Annotated in this window: 19 protein-coding genes; 13 read left to right on the top strand and 6 right to left on the bottom strand. The window is 64.0% G+C overall.

Features of this window, described 5'->3' with window-relative positions:
* Positions 1-5: 5 nt before the first annotated feature.
* From mtaB to FJ941_RS26675, 4 genes are all read right to left on the bottom strand, one after another.
* Positions 6-1331: a tRNA (N(6)-L-threonylcarbamoyladenosine(37)-C(2))-methylthiotransferase MtaB gene (mtaB, locus tag FJ941_RS26690; RefSeq protein WP_140510347.1), complete on the bottom strand. Its 1326-nt coding sequence runs from the start codon at positions 1329-1331 to the stop codon at positions 6-8.
* The gene (dapF, locus tag FJ941_RS26685; protein WP_140510345.1) at positions 1331-2215 is read right to left on the bottom strand and encodes a diaminopimelate epimerase; all 885 of its coding nucleotides are present in this window, start codon (positions 2213-2215) and stop codon (positions 1331-1333) included. The genes mtaB and dapF overlap by 1 nt, the downstream gene beginning before the upstream one ends.
* Positions 2216-2374: 159 nt before the next feature.
* Positions 2375-2536 carry a DUF1328 family protein gene (locus tag FJ941_RS26680; RefSeq protein WP_013892243.1) on the bottom strand — a complete coding sequence of 54 codons (162 nt, stop codon included), beginning with the start codon at positions 2534-2536 and terminating at the stop codon, positions 2375-2377.
* Between the two features lie 74 nt (positions 2537-2610).
* Entirely contained in the window at positions 2611-3621 is a 1011-nt protein-coding gene (locus tag FJ941_RS26675) for an MBL fold metallo-hydrolase (protein ID WP_140510343.1), read from the bottom strand.
* Positions 3622-3827: 206 nt separating this feature from the next.
* Between FJ941_RS26675 and FJ941_RS26670 the strand changes: the two genes are divergently transcribed.
* The 3 genes from FJ941_RS26670 to zapE all read left to right on the top strand — a co-directional run bounded on the left by FJ941_RS26670 (position 3828) and on the right by zapE (position 6270).
* Positions 3828-4271 (top strand): hypothetical protein, encoded by a 444-nt coding sequence (locus tag FJ941_RS26670; RefSeq protein ID WP_140510341.1) that lies wholly within the window; start codon positions 3828-3830, stop codon positions 4269-4271.
* A 137-nt stretch (positions 4272-4408) separates the two neighbouring features.
* The gene (locus FJ941_RS26665; protein WP_140510339.1) at positions 4409-4948 is read left to right on the top strand and encodes a protease inhibitor Inh/omp19 family protein; all 540 of its coding nucleotides are present in this window, start codon (positions 4409-4411) and stop codon (positions 4946-4948) included.
* Between the two features lie 122 nt (positions 4949-5070).
* Positions 5071-6270 (top strand): cell division protein ZapE, encoded by a 1200-nt coding sequence (gene zapE / locus FJ941_RS26660; protein ID WP_140510336.1) that lies wholly within the window; start codon positions 5071-5073, stop codon positions 6268-6270.
* 41 nt (positions 6271-6311) lie between these two features.
* Here the strand turns inward: zapE and FJ941_RS26655 are convergent, their stop codons facing one another.
* A complete protein-coding gene (locus FJ941_RS26655; RefSeq protein ID WP_140510334.1) occupies positions 6312-6740 on the bottom strand; it encodes a GNAT family N-acetyltransferase in 429 nt (142 codons plus the stop codon).
* Between the two features lie 213 nt (positions 6741-6953).
* On the opposite strand from FJ941_RS26655, the gene mdh reads away from it, so the two are divergent.
* From mdh to lpdA, 10 genes are all read left to right on the top strand, one after another.
* On the top strand, positions 6954-7922 hold the full coding sequence (gene mdh, locus FJ941_RS26650) for a malate dehydrogenase (protein ID WP_140510332.1): 969 nt from the start codon (positions 6954-6956) through the stop codon (positions 7920-7922).
* A gap of 46 nt (positions 7923-7968) precedes the next feature.
* Positions 7969-9162 (top strand): ADP-forming succinate--CoA ligase subunit beta, encoded by a 1194-nt coding sequence (gene sucC / locus FJ941_RS26645; protein ID WP_140510330.1) that lies wholly within the window; start codon positions 7969-7971, stop codon positions 9160-9162.
* A gap of 4 nt (positions 9163-9166) precedes the next feature.
* Entirely contained in the window at positions 9167-9538 is a 372-nt protein-coding gene (locus FJ941_RS26640; protein ID WP_140510328.1) for a cupin domain-containing protein, read from the top strand.
* 3 nt (positions 9539-9541) lie between these two features.
* On the top strand, positions 9542-10039 hold the full coding sequence (locus FJ941_RS26635; protein ID WP_140510326.1) for a DUF1579 family protein: 498 nt from the start codon (positions 9542-9544) through the stop codon (positions 10037-10039).
* Positions 10040-10050: 11 nt separating this feature from the next.
* On the top strand, positions 10051-10953 hold the full coding sequence (sucD, locus tag FJ941_RS26630; protein ID WP_027145554.1) for a succinate--CoA ligase subunit alpha: 903 nt from the start codon (positions 10051-10053) through the stop codon (positions 10951-10953).
* 126 nt (positions 10954-11079) lie between these two features.
* The gene (locus FJ941_RS26625; protein WP_140510324.1) at positions 11080-14064 is read left to right on the top strand and encodes a 2-oxoglutarate dehydrogenase E1 component; all 2985 of its coding nucleotides are present in this window, start codon (positions 11080-11082) and stop codon (positions 14062-14064) included.
* 46 nt (positions 14065-14110) lie between these two features.
* Entirely contained in the window at positions 14111-15388 is a 1278-nt protein-coding gene (gene odhB / locus FJ941_RS26620) for a 2-oxoglutarate dehydrogenase complex dihydrolipoyllysine-residue succinyltransferase (protein ID WP_140510322.1), read from the top strand.
* Positions 15389-15423: 35 nt separating this feature from the next.
* Positions 15424-15933 (top strand): hypothetical protein, encoded by a 510-nt coding sequence (locus FJ941_RS26615; RefSeq protein ID WP_140510320.1) that lies wholly within the window; start codon positions 15424-15426, stop codon positions 15931-15933.
* Positions 15930-16685, top strand: a complete 756-nt coding sequence (locus FJ941_RS26610) for an SDR family oxidoreductase (protein ID WP_140510318.1) — start codon at positions 15930-15932, stop codon at positions 16683-16685. Before FJ941_RS26615 ends, FJ941_RS26610 begins: the two co-directional genes overlap by 4 nt.
* Before the next feature lie 24 nt (positions 16686-16709).
* On the top strand, positions 16710-18116 hold the full coding sequence (lpdA, locus tag FJ941_RS26605) for a dihydrolipoyl dehydrogenase (protein ID WP_140510316.1): 1407 nt from the start codon (positions 16710-16712) through the stop codon (positions 18114-18116).
* Positions 18117-18825: 709 nt separating this feature from the next.
* Here the strand turns inward: lpdA and FJ941_RS26595 are convergent.
* Positions 18826-19893 (bottom strand): TraB/GumN family protein, encoded by a 1068-nt coding sequence (locus tag FJ941_RS26595; protein WP_140510312.1) that lies wholly within the window; start codon positions 19891-19893, stop codon positions 18826-18828.
* Positions 19894-19896 lie beyond the last annotated feature (3 nt).

Here is a 19896-nt window from a genome sequence, read left to right as displayed (position 1 = left end):
CGTTCTCAGGCAGCGTGGGCGGCAAGCGGCGTCGCCATCAGCCGAGCGCCATCGTGGCCGGTTATATCAGCTTCGACGATCTCTCCCGGCGCGCCGGTGCCGAGTGCGGCAAGCGTGAACCCTTCGGTGCGGCCAAGACCGTCGCGCTCGATCAGGATCGACTGGCGGCTGCCGGCAAGCGAAGACAGGTGCCTGACATAGGCCGCTTCGCCGGCGGCGCGCAGCCGGGCGGCGCGCTGCTTGACCAGCTCGCGGCGAACCTGCGGCATGCGCGCGGCGGGTGTGCCTTCGCGCGGTGAAAACGGAAAGACGTGGAGATGGGTCAGGCCGCATTCCTCGACGATCTCCAGCGAATTCTCGAACATGGCGTCGGTCTCGGTCGGGAAGCCCGCGATGATGTCGGCGCCGAAAACAATACCCGGACGCAGCTTGCGCACATCCTCGCAAAAGCGGATCGACTGATCGCGCAGATGCCGGCGCTTCATGCGCTTCAGGATCATGTCGTCACCCGACTGCAGCGACAGATGCAGATGCGGCATCAGCCGCGGCTCGGTGGCGATGGCGTCGAGCAAGTCCTCGTCGGCCTCGATCGAATCGATGGAGGACAGCCTGAGCCGCCTCACGTCGGGCACCTGCCTGAGGATGGTCTTCACAAGCTTGCCGAGCTTCGGCGCACCCGGCAGGTCGGCTCCGAAAGAAGTCATGTCGACGCCGGTCAGCACGATCTCGGCATAACCGTTGCCCGCCAGCCGCTTGACCTGCTCGACCACGGCGCCCATCGGCACCGAGCGCGAATTGCCGCGGCCATAGGGGATGATGCAGAAGGTGCAGCGATGGTCGCAGCCGTTCTGCACCTGCACGAAGGCACGTGCCCGGCCCTCGATAGCGTCGACCATGTGGCCGGCGGTCTCGCGCACCGAGAAGATGTCGTTGACGCGCGCTTTCTCGGTGTCGTTGACGCCGAAATCGGGCAGCGCGCGATAGGAGTTGGCCTTGAGCTTCTCCTCATTGCCAAGCACGAGATCGACCTCGTCCATGGCGGCGAATTTTTCGGGCTCGGTCTGCGCGGCGCAGCCGGTGACGATGATGCGCGCGGCCGGGTTGTCGCGGCGCGCCTTGCGGATCGCCTGCCTGGCCTGGCGCACCGCTTCGCCAGTGACGGCGCAGGTGTTGAAGATCACGGCGCCACCTGCCAGCGCGGCGAGGCCGGCAGTTTCGGCCTCGCGCCGCATCACTTCGGACTCGTAGGTGTTGAGGCGGCAGCCGAAGGTCACCACGTCGATGCGGCCGGGCTGCTTCGCCACGTCGACGCCTTTGGCAAGAGCGGACATCAGGCCGCGCTTTCGGTATCGCGGGCCCATTGTCCGGTCGACGGATCGAAGCTGCCGGAAAATTCCCATTCGGCCGCGCCGGTCAGGATGACGTGGTCGTCATCGCGCCACTCGACATGCAGCGTGCCGCCGCCGGGGGTCAAAAGGTTGACGCTGCGGCCGGTGCGCCTGGTGCGGGCCGCTGCAACGACAGCCGCGCAGGAGGCGGTGCCGCAAGCCTTGGTCAGGCCGGCGCCGCGCTCCCAGGTGCGGATGATCATGCTGTCGGGTGAGGTCACCTGCGCGATGGTTATGTTGGCGCGCTCGGGAAAGATCGGATGGTTTTCGAGCAGCGGGCCGAAACGGTCGAGTTCATAAGTCCAAACGTCGGCGTCGACCCAGAAGATGGCGTGCGGATTGCCCATCGAGACGGCGGAGGGCGAATGCAGCACCGGCGCGTCGATCGGGCCGACCTGCAATTCGATCATGCGGGTGTCGCGGAACTCCTCGGCCAGCGGAATATCCCGCCAGCCGAAGCGCGGCGTGCCCATGTCGACTGAAATCGAGCCGTCGGCATGTTCGCGGGCATTGAGGACGCCGGCCACTGTCTCGAAGGTGAAGGTCTTCTCGCCGGTCTCGGCGGCCAGTGCCTGGACGACGCAGCGCATGCCGTTGCCGCAAGCCTGCGCGCCGGACCCGTCTGAATTCAGGATATCGACGAAATAGGCGGTGCCCGCCGTCCTGGCGTCATGGATCGCCATGATTTGGTCGAACCGCGTCGCCGCGTCGCCATTGAGCGCGATGGCAGCCGCGGCCGTCACCCGATCCGCACGGCCGCGCATGTCGGCAACGATGATCTCGTTGCCGATGCCGTTCATCTTGGCGAAAGGGGCCGTGCCTGCCATTACTCCGAAAATTCCATGTCCGTTCGGCGCTATATGGCGGAAACGGGCAGGAATTACCAGTGCGCAGCCGCGTTCACGGCGAAGGCGCCGGACCGACATCACGGCGAAGACGCCGGACCGACATCACGGCGAAGGCGCCGGATCACGGGGAAGCCGGTCTTACGTCACCGCGAAGACCCCGAACAAGATCAACAGGAAGATGATGAGCACGATGCCGATGAGAATACGCGCGCCGGTGGCGGCGGCGCCGGCCAGCGCCGGCATGCCGAGCAGGCTCGCCGCGGCGGCGATGATCAGGAGAATGATGATCCATCTAAGCATGGGAACGCCTCGCAAGCCGAACACATTGAAACCGGTTGAAGAACGCGGCTGTCGAGCTTGGGTTCCCGAGGCTATCAAATCCGGGGCACTTCCCAGACTTCGCCGGGCCGCAAGGCACGGAAATGCTCTCGCGGCAGGCCTTCGGCGTCCAGTGCTTCGACCAGTTTCCGGACCGGCTCTTCGAATGGCTCGTCGGTGAGCTGGAAGGTGCCCCAATGGCAGCCGGCGGCGAAGGCGGCGTTGCACAACAACATGCCCTGGACCGCTTCCTCGGGGTTCTGGTGCTGCGGCGCCATGAACCAGCGTGGCTCGTAGGCACCGATCGGCAGGATGGCGAAACGGAACCCGCCATGTTTTTCCGCCATCAGCCGGTAGTTGATGCCATCGTGGAAGCCGGTATCGCCGGCAAAATAGATCTTTCCGCCCGGCGTCTCGATGACGAAGCCGGCCCACAATGCCATGCGCCGGTCGCGCGCCCTGCGCGCCGACCAGTGATGCGCGGGCTCGACGTGGATGGCGGTGCCTTCGCCGGCATCGACCCTGTCGCCCCAGTCATGCGCGGAAAGCCGCATGCCGGGCACGGCGGCGGCGATGATGGCATCGTTACCGAGCGGCGTCACCACCAGCGGATCGTGCGTCTTCTTCAACTTCCCCAGCGTGGCAAGGTCGAGATGGTCGTAATGGTTGTGGCTGACCAGCACGAGGTCGATCGCCGGCAGATCGCCAAAAGCGATACCCGGCGGATTGACGCGTCTGGGTCCCACAAAGGAGAACGGCGAGGTGCGTCGCGACCAGACCGGATCGGTGAGGATGTTCAGCCCGGCGGTCTGGATCAGCAACGTGGCATGGCCGACCATGGTCACGGTCAGATCGGCGCCTAGAACCGTCGCGACCGGCTTTGCCTGCGCAAAGGGGCTCGAGCTGGCAGCCGGCCATTTCGCGCGTTGGCCGCTGAACTGCCATTTCAACAGGTCCGTGAAGGGGCCGGGCATCCGGCCGCCGGGATTGAAGAACAGGGTGCCGTCGAAATGATCGCTGGGCGGGCCGCTGTAGTAACGGTTGGCGGCTTTCTGTTTCGCGGCCAAGGTCTGCGCTCCAGCGGGTTTCGGTGAACTCTTTTTTCACGCGCTCCCTGGGGAAAGCGCTACGCATTTTTCCCGGGAAAACCGCTTTTCCTGGAACTGCTCACATCTAGACATAAGCCCCGCCGCGGCTGGCGCAAGCGTTTGCCGGCCGAAGGCCAAGGGCGGCGAAGCGGTCTCGGCTAGGATCAGATCAGGAGGAAGACGCCATGGCGATGAAGCGGACCAAGACGCCCTGGATGAAAGCCGAGGATTTCGGCCGTTCGCTGCCGCGCGGCATCGGCGTCAATCTGCTGGTATCGGACATGGCGGCGATGGAAGCCTTCTGCCGCGACGTGCTTGGCGCCCGCATCGTCTATGCTGACGAGGATTTCGCCGCGATCGAGCTTCTGGGGTCGGTGTTCATGCTGCATGCCGACCATTCCTATCTCGACAATCCGATCACGGGCTCCATTACGGGCGCCGAGACGCGCGGCGCCGGCATCGAACTGCGCCTTTATGGCGCCGATCCCGACGCGGTCGAGGCGGCGGCGCTGGACCATGGCCACATCGTGCTGGCCGGCGCGATCGACAAACCGCATGGTCTGCGCGAGTGCTATATCGTTGGACCGGACGGATATGTGTTCGTGCCGAGCGCGCCGCTCGCCGGATGAGTGCGATAAATTTGCAACAATTCGTTCCGCAAACCCTATTTTAACCATATCGGGTTGAAATTTCGCCACCTTCTCCATCTTGGTGGAGGTGAGATTGCGCGGACGGCGTCCCCCAGCCGAATCCGACGGAGGTTGTAATGAATTTTTCGAAAGGCGGCCTGGTGGCCGTATCCCTGGCGGCACTCGTTGCGAGCGGCTGCTCAACCTCACGCTTCTCGTCGATGGACGACCAGCAACCAGCACCGTTGCAGCCGGCGCCTGCCGGCCAGGTGAGCTCGAATCAGCTGCCGCCGCCGGCCTCGCCCGGCACCACCGACCCGTCGCAATTCCCGACCGCGCCGGCGAACACGCAGGTTGCCTCGCTGCCGCCGGATGGTGCGGCGCCGGCAGGCGCCGCGGATCTCAACGCGGCAAGCGTCGCCGGTGTCTGGAACGTCAGCGTCTCCGGCCAGAGCTGCAAGGTGGCGACGCCGCAGACCAAGTTCGGCGCCGGCTTCCGCGCCGGACCGCTGCATTGCCCGGCGCCGATCGATGGCATCAAGTCGTGGAACGTCGCCGGCAAGCAGCTGACGCTTTATGACGAGAACGGCGGCTCGCTGGCGCGGCTCTATTCGTCGGGCGGCTCGAAATTCGACGGCCAGACTTCCAACGGGCAGCCGATCTCGCTTACAAGATAGGCTAGGGTATGCTGATATTCAGGTGATGCCGGCCTGCGAATGGCGGCTCGGCCTGACCCGAATCCCAACATGCGCCCTCTCGCTCTCTCTTGGGCGTCCTGCTTTGAACAACGACGTGACCGATGCATCTGCGTGACGGCCTCCAGACCCATGCGACCGTCAGGCAACGCTACGATCATCTGGTGGAAACCGGCGCGATCGGACGCGATGCCGCGCAGGAAGGGATCGCCGCTGCGCTCGACCGGCTGACCGTGGAGATCTCGGCCAAGCGGCTGGCGCACAAGTCCAGTGCGCTGGGCTGGCTGTTTGCCCGCAAGCGCGAGACGCATGAGGCGGTCAAGGGCCTCTACATCCATGGCGGCGTCGGCCGCGGCAAGACCATGCTGATGGACATGTTCTTCGAGCTCTTGCCGGTCAGGCGCAAGCGCCGCGTCCATTTCAACGACTTCATGGCCGACGTTCAGGACCGCATTCAGAAGCACAGGCAGGCGCGCAAGGAGGGCACGGCCAGGGAAGACGATCCGATCCCGCCGGTGGCCAAGGCGCTCGCCGAGCAGGCCTGGGTGCTGTGCTTCGACGAGTTCTCGGTCACCGACATCGCCGACGCCATGATCCTGTCCAGACTGTTCTCGGCGCTGTTCGCCAATGGGGTCGTGCTGGTCGCTACCTCGAACGTGGCGCCGCAAAACCTTTACCGTGACGGGTTGAACCGCCAGCTTTTCCTGCCGTTCATCGCCATATTGGAACGCCACACGCAGGTGCTGTCGCTGGACAGCGATAAGGACTACCGGCTGGAAAAGCTCGCCCGCACGCCAGTCTATGTCACGCCTGCGGATGCGGCGGCCGACCAGGCGCTCGACGAGGCCTGGCAGGCGATGACGCGCGGGGCAGCGACGGCCGAGACCTCGCTGACGTTGAAGGGCCGCAAGGTCGCGGTGCCGGCCGCCGCCGGCGATGCCGCGCGTTTCGCTTTCGCCGATCTCTGCGAAAAGCCACTCGGCGCGCGCGATTATTTGGCCATCGCCGGCCGGTTTTCGACCCTCTTCATCGACCATGTGCCGGTGCTGGGTGAAGGCAAGCGCAACGAGGCAAAGCGTTTCATCCTGTTGATCGACACGCTCTACGACCATCATACGCGCCTTGTGGTGAGCGCCGAGGCGCCGCCGCACGAGCTTTATGTGGCCAAGCGCGGCGTCGAGGTGTTCGAATTCGAGCGCACGGCCTCACGACTGATCGAAATGCAGAGCCGCGACTGGCTGGAGGATTGGGCGGAGCGGCGGAAGGCGAAGGCGGCCCCAGCGGAAGCGCGGGCGCGGGCCTGAAATATCCGGAAGCCGCGTTCCTTCGCGCCAGCTTAGAAAATCTACAGCCCGTAAACATACATCACAAAGCTCTTCGCCTCGTCATGCGGTTCCTTGCGCGCTTCATAAAGCGCCCGGGCTGGCAGATTGTCCGGCTCGGTGCCGACCCAGGCCTCCTCGCAGCCATGCTCGCGGCCGAGCGCGAACATGGCGTCCAGCATTTTGCGCGCAATGCCCCGGCGCTGAAAGGCCGGCGAGACCCCGACTTCGTCGATATAAAGTTCGGTCGGCTTGTCCGGGTGGCGGTGGATGACCGCCGCGCATTGGCCGACGACAACGTCCCCGGCCAGGGCGACGATCATGAAATGGCCTGATTGCGCGAGATAGCTGGCAAGGCGATCGAGCCGCACCGGCTCGTCGAACACTTCGTCGGCAACCCGCATCACAAGGGTGTCATCGCCGGGATTGAGCCTTCTGATCTCGACCGTCATCGTGTAAATTCTCCCAAGTTGGCTTACAAATTTTGACGTTTACGTAAGTCCCAAACACTCTAACCGATTGAAAATGCAGGGGTCTAAATAATCGTTTGAATTTATTCCACACCGGAGCTATTGGGTGCGGCGAAATTCGCGGTCCCCGCAGCATTCCGGCCTCTTCCTCGACGCCGTGTTGGCGCGTCACAGACAAAGGGAAATCATCCTCACATGGCACGCAACAAGATAGCGCTTATCGGCTCTGGCATGATCGGCGGCACGCTCGCCCACATGATCGGCCTCAAGGATCTCGGCGACGTGATCCTGTTCGATATCGCCGAGGGTATCCCGCAAGGCAAGGGGCTCGATATAGCGCAGTCGTCGCCGGTCGATGGCTTCGATTCCCGGCTGACCGGCGTCAATGACTATGCCGGCATCGAGGGTGCGGACGTGTGCATCGTCACCGCCGGCGTGCCGCGCAAGCCGGGCATGAGCCGCGACGACCTGCTGGGCATCAATTTGAAGGTCATGGAGCAGGTCGGCGCCGGGCTGAAGAAGTACGCGCCGAAGGCCTTCGTCATCTGCATCACCAACCCGCTCGACGCCATGGTGTGGGCGCTGCAGAAGTTTTCGGGCCTGCCCAAGACTCATGTGGTGGGCATGGCCGGCGTGCTCGACAGCGCGCGTTTCCGCTATTTCCTGGCCGAGGAATTCAAGGTCTCCGTCGAGGACGTCACCGCTTTCGTGCTTGGCGGCCACGGCGATTCCATGGTGCCGATGATCCGTTATTCGACGGTGTCGGGCATTCCGCTTCCCGACCTGATCAAGATGGGCTGGACTTCGAAGGAAAAGCTCGACCAGATCGTGCAGCGCACCCGCGACGGCGGCGCCGAGATCGTCGGCCTCTTGAAGACCGGCTCGGCCTACTACGCGCCGGCGGCGTCGGCGATCCAGATGGCCGAATCCTACATAAAGGACAAGAAGCGCGTGCTGCCTTGCGCGGCGCACCTCTCGGGCCAATATGGCGTCAAGGGCACCTATGTCGGCGTGCCCGTGGTCATCGGCGCCGGCGGTGTCGAGCGCGTCATCGAGATCGACCTCAACAAGGCCGAGCAGAAGATGTTCGAGGCTTCGGTGGCGACCGTGCAGGGCCTGACCGAGGCCTGTGTCAAGATCGCGCCGCAGCTCGCCTCGAAGTAACCCGCCAAAACATCACCCCCGGCAACCGACCTGGAGATAGTTCCCGATGAACATCCATGAATATCAAGGCAAGGCGCTGCTGAAGAGCTTTGGCGCGCCGGTGGCCGAAGGCGTGCCGGTGTTCAAGGCAAGCGAGGCGGAAGCCGCGGCACAAGCGCTGCCAGGCCCGCTCTACGTGGTGAAGAGCCAGATCCATGCCGGCGGCCGCGGCAAGGGCAAATTCAAGGAGCTCGGCCCCGACGCCAAGGGCGGCGTGCGGCTGGCGAAGTCGGTCGCCGAGGTGGTGGCCAACGCCAACGAGATGCTCGGCCACACGCTGGTCACCAAGCAGACCGGCCCGGCCGGCAAGCAGGTCAATCGCCTCTATATCGAGGACGGTGCCGACATCGAGCGCGAGCTCTATCTCTCGATCCTGGTCGACCGCTCGGTCGGCCGCATCGCCTTCGTCGTCTCGACCGAGGGCGGCATGGACATCGAGGCGGTCGCGCATGACACGCCGGAAAAGATCATCACCGTCGCCATCGACCCGGAGAAGGGCGTTACGGCGGACGACGTGAAGGCGCTCAATGGCGCGCTGAAGCTCGACGGCGACGCGGCCAGGGATGGCGGCACGCTGTTCCCGATCCTCTACAAGGCCTTTGTCGAGAAGGACATGAGCCTGCTCGAGGTCAACCCGCTGATCGTGATGAAGAGCGGCCGCCTGCGCGTGCTCGATGCGAAAGTGTCGTTCGACAACAACGCGCTGTTCCGCCACCCCGATCTGATGGAACTGCGCGACACCACCGAAGAGGACGAGAAGGAGATCGAGGCGTCGAAATACGATCTCGCCTATGTCGCGCTCGACGGCAATATCGGCTGCATGGTCAACGGCGCCGGCCTTGCCATGGCGACGATGGACATCATCAAGCTCTATGGCGCCGAGCCCGCCAACTTCCTCGATGTCGGCGGCGGCGCTTCGAAGGAGAAGGTGACGGCGGCGTTCAAGATCATCACCAGGGACCCGGCCGTCAAAGGCATCCTGATCAATATCTTCGGCGGCATCATGAAGTGCGACATCATTGCCGAGGGCGTGATTGCAGCGGTCAAGGAAGTCGGGTTGAAAGTGCCGCTGGTCGTGCGCCTGGAAGGCACCAATGCCGAGCTCGGCAAGAAGATCATCAACGACAGCGGTTTGAACGTCGTGTCCGCCGATGATCTTGATGACGCGGCCAAGAAGATCGTTGCGGCGGTGCAGGGCTGAGACGGTGCCTCCGCGCAAGATAAATCTGGTCGAGGCGGCGGATCAAACGATCACTGAGGTGTTCGATCCGCATATCGCCGGCGACGTCAATGATAGCCAGGCCAAGGTCGCCAAGTTCGGCGAGGCCTTCGACTGGCACGCGCATGACAATGAGGACGAAGCCTTCCTCGTGCTGCGCGGCAGGATCGCCATCGATTTCCGCGATGGTCAGGTTGAGCTCGGCGAGGGCGATTTCATCGTCGTGCCGCGCGGTGTCGAGCACCGGCCGCGCTCGCTCACCGCAGAGCCCGTGGTGCTGATGTTCGAGCCGGCGACGACGCTCAACACCGGCAATGCCAAGAGCGATCTCACCGTCACCGATCTGAAGCGGCTCTGATCCATGAACGCGGCGTCCTTCTCTTCGCTCTCGGCCGACCACCAGCGCCTGCAGGCGCTGGTCGGCGCGTGGCGCGGCGAGGAAGAGGTGGCGGAGACGCAATGGGCCGATGGCGACACGGCGACCAGCGAAGTTTTGGCGGAAGCGGAGTTCGGCGGCCAATTCGTGGTGCAGCGTTATCGTCAGCGTCGCGACGGCACGATTTCGTTCGGTTCGCACACCGTATTCGGCGTCGACCACCAGAACGGCGTCGTGACCATGCACCAGTTCGATTCGATGGGCTTCGTGCCGTTGTCGCCTGCCACGGGTATGTGGAACGGCAACGAACTGGTGCTGGAGCGGTCATCGCCGCGCGGCTTTGCGCGCGTGACCTATATTTTCGACGATGCCGACACCTACCGCATGCGATTACATTTCAAACCTGCCGGCAACGATGACTGGCAAGACATGGTGAGTGGCGTCTACCGGCGCGTCTCACCTTCCTCGATCAACGGTTTTTAGAAAGGGCTCCGATGTCCATTCTCGTCGACAAGAACACCAAGGTGCTGGTGCAGGGCCTGACCGGCAAGACCGGCACGTTCCACACAGAGCAGGCGCTGGCCTATCACGGGACAAAGATGGTCGGCGGCATCCACCCGAAGAAGGGCGGCGAGACCTGGACCGGCGCGAAGGGCGAGAGCCTGCCGATCTTTGCCACGGTCGCCGAAGGCAAGGAAAGGACAGGCGCCAACGCCTCCGTCATCTACGTGCCGCCGGCGGGCGCGGGCGAAGCCATCATCGAGGCGATCGAGGCGGAGATCCCGCTGATCGTCTGCATCACCGAAGGCATTCCGGTGATGGACATGGTCAAGGTCAAGGCGCGGCTCGACCGCTCGACTTCGCGGCTGATCGGACCGAACTGTCCGGGTGTGCTCACCCCCGACGAATGCAAGATCGGCATCATGCCCGGAAACATCTTCCGCAAGGGTTCGGTCGGCGTTGTTTCGCGCTCGGGAACACTTACCTATGAGGCCGTGTTCCAGACCACAAATGTCGGCCTCGGCCAGACCACCGCCGTCGGTATCGGCGGCGATCCTGTCAAGGGCACCGAGTTCATCGACATGCTCGAGATGTTCCTCGCCGACGATGAGACCAAGTCGATCATCATGATCGGCGAGATCGGCGGTTCGGCCGAAGAAGACGCCGCGCAGTTCCTCAAGGACGAGGCCAAGCGCGGCCGCAGGAAACCGATGGCGGGCTTCATCGCCGGGCGCACCGCGCCGGCCGGCCGCACCATGGGTCATGCGGGCGCGGTCATCTCCGGCGGCAAGGGCGGCGCCGAAGACAAGATCGCGGCGATGGAATCGGCCGGCATCAAGGTTTCGCCCTCGCCGGCGCGGCTTGGCACGACGCTGGTCGAGGCGATCAAGGGCTAAGTGAGTAGTGAATAGTGAGTAGTGAAAAAACTGAGCGGTGAACAAATGAGAGACATCCATTTCTCTACTGACTACTGACTACTCACTCCCCAAAAAAAGGAGACGGAGCCAGGCTCCGCGGACAAAATGGCACGACAAGATCAGGCCAACGACCAATTCTCGCTTACCTCTTTCCTCTATGGCGGCAATGCCGATTACATCGACGCGCTCTACGCGGCGTATGAGGACGATCCCGCCTCGGTCAATCCCGAGTGGCAGGAGTTCTTCGCCGGACTGAAGGACGATGCCGGCGATGTGCGCAGGAACGCCAAGGGCGCCTCATGGGCCAAACCCTCCTGGCCGCTGCAGGCCAATGGCGAATTGGTGTCGGCGCTCGACGGCAATTGGGGCATCGTCGAAAAGCACCTGGAAAAGAAGGTCAAGGACAAGGCGGTCACCAACGGTGTCGTGCTGTCCGACGCCGATGTGCACCAGGCGACGCGCGATTCGGTGCGCGCCATCATGATGATCCGCGCCTTCCGCATGCGCGGCCATCTGCACGCCAATCTCGACCCGCTCGGCATTGCAAAGCTCGAAGACTATAACGAGCTGTCGCCGGAGAATTACGGCTTCACCGAAGCCGACTACGACCGGCCCATTTTCCTCGACAATGTGCTCGGGCTCGAATTCGGCAGCATCCGGCAGATGCTGGAAATCCTCAACCGCACCTATTGCTCGACGCTCGGCGTCGAGTTCATGCATATTTCCGATCCCGAGGAAAAGGCCTGGATCCAGGCGCGTATCGAGGGCGCCGACAAGGAGATTTCGTTCACCGCCACCGGCAAGAAGGCGATCCTGCAGAAGCTGGTCGAGGCGGAAGGCTTCGAGCAGTTCATCGACGTCAAGTACAAGGGCACCAAGCGCTTCGGTCTCGACGGCAGTGAATCGTTGATCCCGGCGCTGGAGCAGATTGTCAAGCGCGGCGGCCAGTTGGGCTTGAAGGAAATCGTGCTCGGCATGGCCCATCGCGGCCGCCTCAACGTGCTTTCCCAAGTGATGGCCAAGCCGCACCGCGCCATCTTCCACGAGTTCAAGGGCGGCTCCGCAGCCCCCGACGAGGTCGAAGGCTCGGGCGACGTGAAGTACCATCTCGGCGCCTCGTCGGACCGCGAGTTCGACGGCAACAAGGTGCACCTGTCGCTGACCGCCAACCCCTCGCATCTGGAGATCGTCGATCCCGTGGTGATGGGCAAGGCGCGCGCCAAGCAGGATTCCCTGTTCGGCCGTGGCCGCGAGGAAATCGTGCCACTGGAAGAGCGAGCCAAGGTGTTGCCGCTCTTGCTGCACGGCGACGCCGCCTTCGCCGGCCAGGGCGTGATCGCTGAAATCCTCGGCCTGTCGGGCCTGCGCGGCCACCGCGTCGCCGGCACGCTGCATTTCATCATCAACAACCAGATCGGCTTCACCACCAATCCGCGCTTCTCGCGCTCGTCGCCCTATCCGTCCGACGTCGCCAAGATGATCGAGGCGCCGATCTTCCACGTCAATGGCGACGACCCGGAAGCCGTGGTGCACGCCACCAAGGTGGCGATCGAGTTCCGCATGAAGTTCCACAAGCCGGTGGTCGTGGACATGTTCTGCTACCGCCGGTTCGGCCACAATGAGGGCGACGAGCCGGCCTTCACCCAGCCGCTCATGTACCGCAACATCCGCACCCATAAGACGACGGTGCAGATCTATGGCGAGCGCCTGATCGCGGAAGGCCACATCACCCAGGCCGAGCTCGACCAGCTCAAGGCCGACTGGCGCACGCATCTGGAAGCCGAATGGGAAGTCGGCCAGCATTACAAGCCCAACAAGGCCGACTGGCTCGACGGCGCCTGGTCGGGCCTGCGCACGGCCGACAATCAGGACGAGACAAGGCGCGGCAAGACCGCCGTGCCGGTCAAGACGCTGAAGGAAATCGGCAAGAAGCTGACCGAGGTGCCGAAGGATTTCGAAGCGCACAAGACGATCATCCGCTTCCTCGAGAATCGGCGCCAGGCGATCGAGTCCGGCGAAGGCATCGACTGGTCGACGGCGGAGGCGCTGGCCTTCGGCGCGATCCTGCTCGACGGCAATCCGATCCGGCTGTCGGGGCAGGATTCGGAACGCGGCACCTTCTCGCAGCGTCATTCCGTGCTTTACGATCAGCGCGACGAAACCCGCTACATCCCGCTCAACAATCTGTCGGCGGCGCAGGCCGGGTACGAAGTCATCAACTCGATGCTGTCGGAAGAAGCGGTGCTGGGCTTCGAATATGGCTACAGCCTGGCCGAGCCGAAGGCGCTGACCCTGTGGGAAGCGCAGTTCGGCGACTTCGCCAACGGCGCCCAGGTGGTGTTCGACCAGTTCATCTCGTCGGGCGAGCGCAAATGGCTCAGAATGTCGGGCCTCGTGTGCCTGTTGCCGCATGGCTATGAGGGCCAGGGCCCGGAACATTCTTCGGCCCGGCTGGAGCGCTTCCTGCAGCTTTGCGCCGAAGACAATATGCAGGTCGCCAACTGCACGACGCCGGCTAACTATTTCCACATCTTGCGCCGGCAGCTGAAGCGCGACTTCCGCAAGCCGCTGATCCTGATGACGCCGAAGTCGCTGCTGCGCCACAAGCGGGCGGTGTCGACGCTGCCGGAAATCTCGGGCGAAAGCTCGTTCCACCGGCTGTTGTGGGACGATGCCCAGCTGTTGCCCAACCAGGCGATCAAGCTGACCAAGGATTCCAAGATTCGCCGCGTCGTGCTGTGCTCGGGCAAGGTCTACTACGACCTCTATGAGGAGCGCGAGAAGCGCGGCATCAACGACATCTACCTGCTGCGCGTCGAACAGCTCTACCCGTTCCCGGCCAAGGCGCTGATCACGGAGCTGTCACGCTTCCGCAATGCGGAGATGGTGTGGTGCCAGGAGGAACCCAAGAACATGGGCGCCTGGTCATTCATCGACCCGTATCTGGAATGGGTGCTGGCACATATCGACGCCAAGCATCAGCGGGTGCGCTACACCGGCCGTCCGGCGGCCGCGTCGCCGGCGACCGGCCTGATGTCGAAGCACCTTGCCCAGCTCGCCGCGTTACTCGAAGACGCGCTCGGCGAATAAGCAGAATTGGGCGAATAGAACTGAAGCGAAAGAACGGACAGGCACAATGGCTACCGAAATCCGCGTTCCCACCCTTGGCGAATCCGTCACCGAAGCGACCGTCGGCAAATGGTTCAAGAAGGTCGGCGATGCCATTGCCGCCGACGAGCCGCTGGTCGAGCTCGAGACCGACAAGGTGACTGTGGAGGTGCCCGCCGCCGCCGCCGGCACGCTCGGCGAAATCTCTGTAAAAGAGGGTGAGACGGTCGGCGTCGGCGCGCTGCTAGGGTCGATTTCGGGCGGTGGGGCGGCTGCTCCCGCGACCAGGCCGCAAGCCGTGGCGCAGGCTTCGAGCCCCGACGCGGCGCAGACCACCAAGCAGGCCGCGGCAGAGACCGCCAAAGTTGCAGGCGACGCCGGCCCGGTCGAGCCGCGCACCATGCCGCCGGCGCCGGCGGCGGCAAAGCTGATCGCCGAGAACAATCTGTCGGTCGACCAGCTTTCCGGCTCGGGCAAGCGCGGTCAGGTGCTGAAGGGCGATGTGCTCGACGCCATCTCCAAGGGCGCGCCGTCGCAGCCGGCCGAAACGCCAAAAGCGGCGCCGGCCCCGGTTGCGGTCCGGGCGCCGTCGTCGGGCGACGATGCTTCGCGTGAAGAGCGCGTGCGCATGACCAAGCTGCGCCAGACCATCGCGCGCCGGCTGAAGGAAGCGCAGTCGACCGCAGCCATGCTGACCACCTTCAACGAGGTCGACATGTCGGCCGTGATGGCGCTCAGGACCAAATACAAGGACGTGTTCGAGAAGAAGCACGGCGTGAAGCTCGGCTTCATGGGCTTCTTCACCAAGGCCGTCACGCACGCGCTGAAGGAAATCCCTTCGGTCAATGCCGAGATCGACGGCACCGACATCATCTTCAAGAACTACGCCCATATCGGCGTCGCGGTCGGCACCGAAAAGGGTCTCGTGGTTCCGGTCGTGCGCGATGCCGACCAGATGTCCATCGCCGAGATCGAGAAGGATATCGGCCGGCTCGGCATTGCCGCACGTGATGGCAAGCTGTCGGTGGCGGATATGCAGGGCGGCACCTTCACCATCTCCAATGGCGGTGTCTACGGATCGCTGATGTCGACGCCGATCCTCAACGCGCCGCAGTCGGGCATTCTCGGCATGCACAAGATCCAGGAGCGCCCGGTCGTGGTCGGCGGCCAGATCGTGATCCGACCGATGATGTACCTGGCGCTCAGCTACGATCACCGCATCGTCGACGGCAAGGAAGCCGTAACCTTCCTGGTGCGTGTCAAGGAAAGCCTGGAGGATCCCGAGCGGCTGGTGCTCGATCTCTGAGGCGGTCGGATGGCGGGTTGCGGCAGGGCTGGCCAATGATGGCCCTTTTGCCTGGGCTCGCCAGACCGGTCGTGCTGGTGGCCGGCATTCTCGCGGCTGTTGCAAATGCCCATGCCGCCTGTCCAACCGAGCTTGCCGTTTACGGCGACAGCCAGAGCGGCGCGGAGATCGACTTCACCCCAACAGGCACGTCGGCCACCGTCACCAACAGGTTTCGCTTGGTCCTCGACAACAATGTCGTGCTGAACGGCATCGTCATGTGGACCCAGGACGTATCGCGGCCTAACGGCGCGCTGATGTACAAATGTCCGGAAGGCGATGTCACCGGCGAGGAGCTTGCCGCCTGCACGCTGTGGAACGGCGTCGTCTACACGTCCGACGACAAGGGCAATATCGGGCTTTTGCCGGCCGAGGGCGTCGAGGCGCCGAAGACGCTGATCCTGCCCGATCTCGGGCCGGCGTTGCGGCAATCCCGGGCCTATGGCGGCAGCGGTTTTTCGAAAGTGCCGTCGGATGTGTTCGCGATGAAGGGATGCCAGGAATGAGCGCGACGCAAAAAGTGCTGCTGGTCACCGGCGGCAGCCGCGGGATCGGCGCCGCCATCTGCCGGCTGGGGTCGGAGGCGGGCTATCGCGTCGGGGTCAATTACGCCTCCAACAAGGCCGCCGCCGATGCGCTGGTCGCCGAAATCAGGGACGGCGGCGGCGAAGCCGTTGCCGTCAGGGGCGATGTCGGCAAGGAAACCGATATCGTGGCCATGTTCGGCGCCGTCGACCGCGCCTTTGGCCGGCTCGACGCCTTCGTCAACAATGCCGGCATCGTCGACGTCAAGGCGCGCGTCGACGAGATGGATGTCGCGCGGCTGGAGCGCATGATGCGCATCAATGTCGTCGGCTCGTTCCTGTGCGCCCGCGAGGCGGTCAAGCGCATGTCGACGCGGCATGGCGGGTCGGGCGGCGCGATCGTCAACATCTCGTCGGCGGCGGCGACGCTGGGCTCGCCGGGCGAATATGTCGACTATGCCGCCTCCAAGGGCGCCATCGACACCTTCACCATCGGGCTTGCCCGCGAGGTGGCGCTGGAGGGCATTCGCGTCAATGCGGTGCGGCCGGGCATCATCGACACCGACATCCACGCCTCCGGAGGCCAGCCGGACCGGATAGAACGGTTCCGCGATCTGCTGCCGATGAAAAGGGCAGGAACGGCGGACGAAGTCGCCGGTGCGGTCCTCTATCTTTTATCCGATGCCGCGTCCTATACGACGGGCGCGATCCTGAATGTCAGCGGCGGCCGCTGAGCCCCAAGCAAAAGGGAAACAAACATGGCTTATGACGTGGTTATCATCGGCTCGGGACCGGGCGGCTATGTCTGCGCCATCAAGGCGGCACAGCTTGGGCTGAAGGTCGCGGTGGTCGAGAAGAACGCGACCTTCGGCGGTACCTGCCTCAACATCGGCTGCATCCCGTCCAAGGCGCTGCTTCATGCCTCCGAGATGTTCGCCGAGGCCGGCCATTCCTTCGACACGCTCGGTGTCGAGATTCCGGCACCCAAGCTGAACCTGAAGAAAATGATGGCGCACAAGGACGCGACGGTGTCGTCCAACGTCAACGGCGTCGCCTTCCTGTTCAAGAAGAACAAGATCGATGCGTTCCGGGGCACCGGCAAGGTGGTTGGCGCCGGCAAGGTCTCGGTGACCGGCGAGGACGGCAAGGTCGAGGAGATCGAGACCAAAAACATCGTCATCGCCACCGGGTCCGATGTCGCCGGCATTCCGGGCGTCAAGGTCGATTTCGACGAGAAAATCATCGTGTCGTCGACCGGTGCGCTGTCGCTCGAAAAGGTGCCTGGTCATCTGGTGGTGGTCGGCGGCGGCGTCATCGGGCTCGAGCTCGGCTCGGTCTGGGCACGGCTCGGAGCCAAGGTCACCGTGGTCGAGTTCCTCGACACCATTTTGGGCGGCATGGACGGCGAGGTGTCGAAACAATTCCAGCGGCTGCTCTCCAAGCAAGGTTTTGAGTTCAAGCTCGGCGCCAAGGTCACCGGCGTCACCAAGGCCAAGAAGGGCGCGACCGTCACTTTCGAGCCGGTCAAGGGCGGTGCCGCCGAAACGATCGATGCCGACGTGGTGCTGATCTCGACCGGACGCCGCGCCTTTTCGGATAGCCTCGGTCTGAAGGAAGCCGGCGTCAACGTCGACGAGCGCGGCCGGGTCAAGACCGACGGCCATCTCAGGACCAATGTTCCCGGCATCTATGCCATCGGCGATGTCATCGCCGGGCCGATGCTGGCGCACAAGGCCGAGGACGAGGGCGTGGCGGTGGCCGAGACCATCGCCGGCCAGGCCGGCCATGTGAACTATGAGGTCATTCCGAGCGTGGTCTACACCAGTCCGGAGATCGCCTCGGTCGGCAAGACCGAGGAAGAGCTGAAGAAGGCCGGCATCGACTACAAGGTCGGCAAATTTCCCTTCACCGCCAATGGCCGCGCGCGCGCCATGCTACACACCGACGGTTTCGTGAAGATCCTGGCCGACAAGCAGAGCGACCGCGTGCTAGGCGTCCATATCGTCGGCTTCGGCGCCGGCGAGATGATCCACGAGGCGGCGGTGCTGATGGAGTTCGGCGGCTCGTCGGAAGACCTGGCGCGCACCTGCCACGCGCATCCGACGATGTCGGAAGCGGTGAAGGAAGCGGCGCTGGCGACGTTCTTCAAGCCGATCCATATCTGAGGGTGCCCAACGCTTCGTCGTCCTATGGCGGAGCAAGGAGCGAAGCGACGCGGCGTGGACCCCTGGAGCTGCTCCGCAGCCCAAGGGATCCATGCCGTGATTTTAGAGCGCTCCCGCGGTGCGGAATTCTGCTCCGCTGCATTCCTCGGCCGAGGTTGCGGCATGGATCCTCGGGTCAAGCCCGAGGATGACGACGCGCGGGTGGCTTGGCGCCAAGGCTCCCAACGGTCATTACCAAACAAAAACGGCCCGCCTTTCAGCGGGCCGTTCGTCTTTGATATCGAGCCGCTTACTGGGCCGGCGCAGGCGCTGGTGCAGGCGCGGGAGCCGGGGCGGCTGGCTTGGCCGGTTCGGCGGGCTTCATCGGTTCAGCCGGCGCGGGCGCCGGGGCCGGTGTGCTGGCCGCTGGCGGCTCGGCGGGTGCCGGGTGCTGGCCACTTCTTCCGAAAACGTAATACGCGACTATCGCCAGAATAACGACGACCAGCGCAATCAGCCAAGGGCTGCCGCCACCGCCGCTCGGCCGAGGGGCATTGGTGGACGAATTGTACGGATCGTTTGGATTTGGTGTGTTCGCCATAAACGTGTCCTCCGGGAAAATGAAAATGGTCAATCAACATCCATCAACGCGCAACCGTTGATTGGGTTTCACGCTAGCGGAGGAAAACGCCGGAAACGCGGCGTTTGCGGGCCTCCGCTGCCATCCGACTCAATTGACGGCGGTGACAGTATAGCCGGCTTTGCGGAAATCCTCGACCAGTCCCTCTGGACCGGGAAGATGCAGCGCGCCGACCGCCATGAAGGCGTTGCCCTTGGCCAGGATCGGCCCGGCATGGTCGACCATCACCTTGTTGCGGCTGGTGATCATGGTCTCCTCGAAGGCGGCATAACCCGCGGGATCGTCCTGCTCGTCGGGCATGGCGGCGCGGAACAGCGGCCAGAACATGCCGGTGTCGCCACGCTGGTAGAGCACGATCATGGTCTCGTTGATGTCGTTGACCTTGTCGCCCAGCTTCAGCGTGTCGACCAAGCCCTTCATGTGGAAGGCGAGCGGCAGCGAGGCCATGGCGCGGAGCTGGCTCTCGGCCGTTTCCAATCCTTCCACCGGCTTGCCGGCCGCCTTGGCGCTCTCCGCCAGCTTGACGTCGAGCACCGGCGCTCCGCCGGCCTGGCGGGCGAGTTCGCAGGCTGGAAGCGCCATCATGGCCGACAGCATCCATGGCTTCATCTTGGCGACCGTTGCCGGCGGGATGCCGCGCGCGTCGAGCGCGGCGTTCATGGCCGCCGCTTCGTCCGGCGACAGCAATGACGACAGCGTCGTGGAGTCGGTGAACATCATCAGGTCCGGCTCCTTCAGCATCGCCGCCATCATCTTCTGCTTGTCGAGCACGTCGGTGGTCTCGATGATGAGGGTGCCGGCGGCGTCAAAGGCCTTCTGCGCATAGGCCGGCAGCGTGGTCACGCGCGGATCGGTCATGTGCATGGTGCCGAACAGGTAGGATGGCTGTTCGCCTGATTTTTCCAGCTTCCACAGCAGGCCCTTGCCATTGAGCGTGGCCGCTGCCTCCGCCTCGATCTTGTCGTAGGTGGCAGGGCTACCCTTCTGCAAGGCCGACAGCATGTCGGCGCCGGTACAGGTCGGGACTTCCGCGTGCGCCCTGCCGGCGGCGAACAGCAGCACGGCAAGGAAGGACAGGAAAAACAGCACGTTGAGCGCGACAAGCAGTTTCAGCGAGACGGAAGCTGCACGGTCGGCGATGGCGATGATGCGTTTCATGAT

It is taken from the genome of Mesorhizobium sp. B2-3-13 (assembly GCF_006442195.1).
Taxonomy (GTDB): Bacteria; Pseudomonadota; Alphaproteobacteria; order Rhizobiales; family Rhizobiaceae; genus Mesorhizobium; species Mesorhizobium salmacidum.
Note: the sequence above shows the minus strand (reverse complement) of the source record. Positions and strands in the feature narration are given on the sequence as shown.

Bases quoted from the DNA above. Each gene is read 5' to 3' on its own strand.
- mtaB (WP_140510347.1), bottom strand. From the start codon at position 1,331: ATGTCCGCTCTTGCCAAAGGCGTCGACGTGGCGAAGCAGCCCGGCCGC.
- dapF (WP_140510345.1), bottom strand. From the start codon at position 2,215: ATGGCAGGCACGGCCCCTTTCGCCAAGATGAACGGCATCGGCAACGAG.
- FJ941_RS26680 (WP_013892243.1), bottom strand. From the start codon at position 2,536: ATGCTTAGATGGATCATCATTCTCCTGATCATCGCCGCCGCGGCGAGC.
- FJ941_RS26670 (WP_140510341.1), top strand. From the start codon at position 3,828: ATGGCGATGAAGCGGACCAAGACGCCCTGGATGAAAGCCGAGGATTTC.
- FJ941_RS26665 (WP_140510339.1), top strand. From the start codon at position 4,409: ATGAATTTTTCGAAAGGCGGCCTGGTGGCCGTATCCCTGGCGGCACTC.
- zapE (WP_140510336.1), top strand. From the start codon at position 5,071: ATGCATCTGCGTGACGGCCTCCAGACCCATGCGACCGTCAGGCAACGC.
- FJ941_RS26655 (WP_140510334.1), bottom strand. From the start codon at position 6,740: ATGACGGTCGAGATCAGAAGGCTCAATCCCGGCGATGACACCCTTGTG.
- mdh (WP_140510332.1), top strand. From the start codon at position 6,954: ATGGCACGCAACAAGATAGCGCTTATCGGCTCTGGCATGATCGGCGGC.
- sucC (WP_140510330.1), top strand. From the start codon at position 7,969: ATGAACATCCATGAATATCAAGGCAAGGCGCTGCTGAAGAGCTTTGGC.
- FJ941_RS26635 (WP_140510326.1), top strand. From the start codon at position 9,542: ATGAACGCGGCGTCCTTCTCTTCGCTCTCGGCCGACCACCAGCGCCTG.
- sucD (WP_027145554.1), top strand. From the start codon at position 10,051: ATGTCCATTCTCGTCGACAAGAACACCAAGGTGCTGGTGCAGGGCCTG.
- FJ941_RS26625 (WP_140510324.1), top strand. From the start codon at position 11,080: ATGGCACGACAAGATCAGGCCAACGACCAATTCTCGCTTACCTCTTTC.
- odhB (WP_140510322.1), top strand. From the start codon at position 14,111: ATGGCTACCGAAATCCGCGTTCCCACCCTTGGCGAATCCGTCACCGAA.
- FJ941_RS26615 (WP_140510320.1), top strand. From the start codon at position 15,424: ATGATGGCCCTTTTGCCTGGGCTCGCCAGACCGGTCGTGCTGGTGGCC.
- FJ941_RS26610 (WP_140510318.1), top strand. From the start codon at position 15,930: ATGAGCGCGACGCAAAAAGTGCTGCTGGTCACCGGCGGCAGCCGCGGG.
- lpdA (WP_140510316.1), top strand. From the start codon at position 16,710: ATGGCTTATGACGTGGTTATCATCGGCTCGGGACCGGGCGGCTATGTC.
- FJ941_RS26595 (WP_140510312.1), bottom strand. From the start codon at position 19,893: ATGAAACGCATCATCGCCATCGCCGACCGTGCAGCTTCCGTCTCGCTG.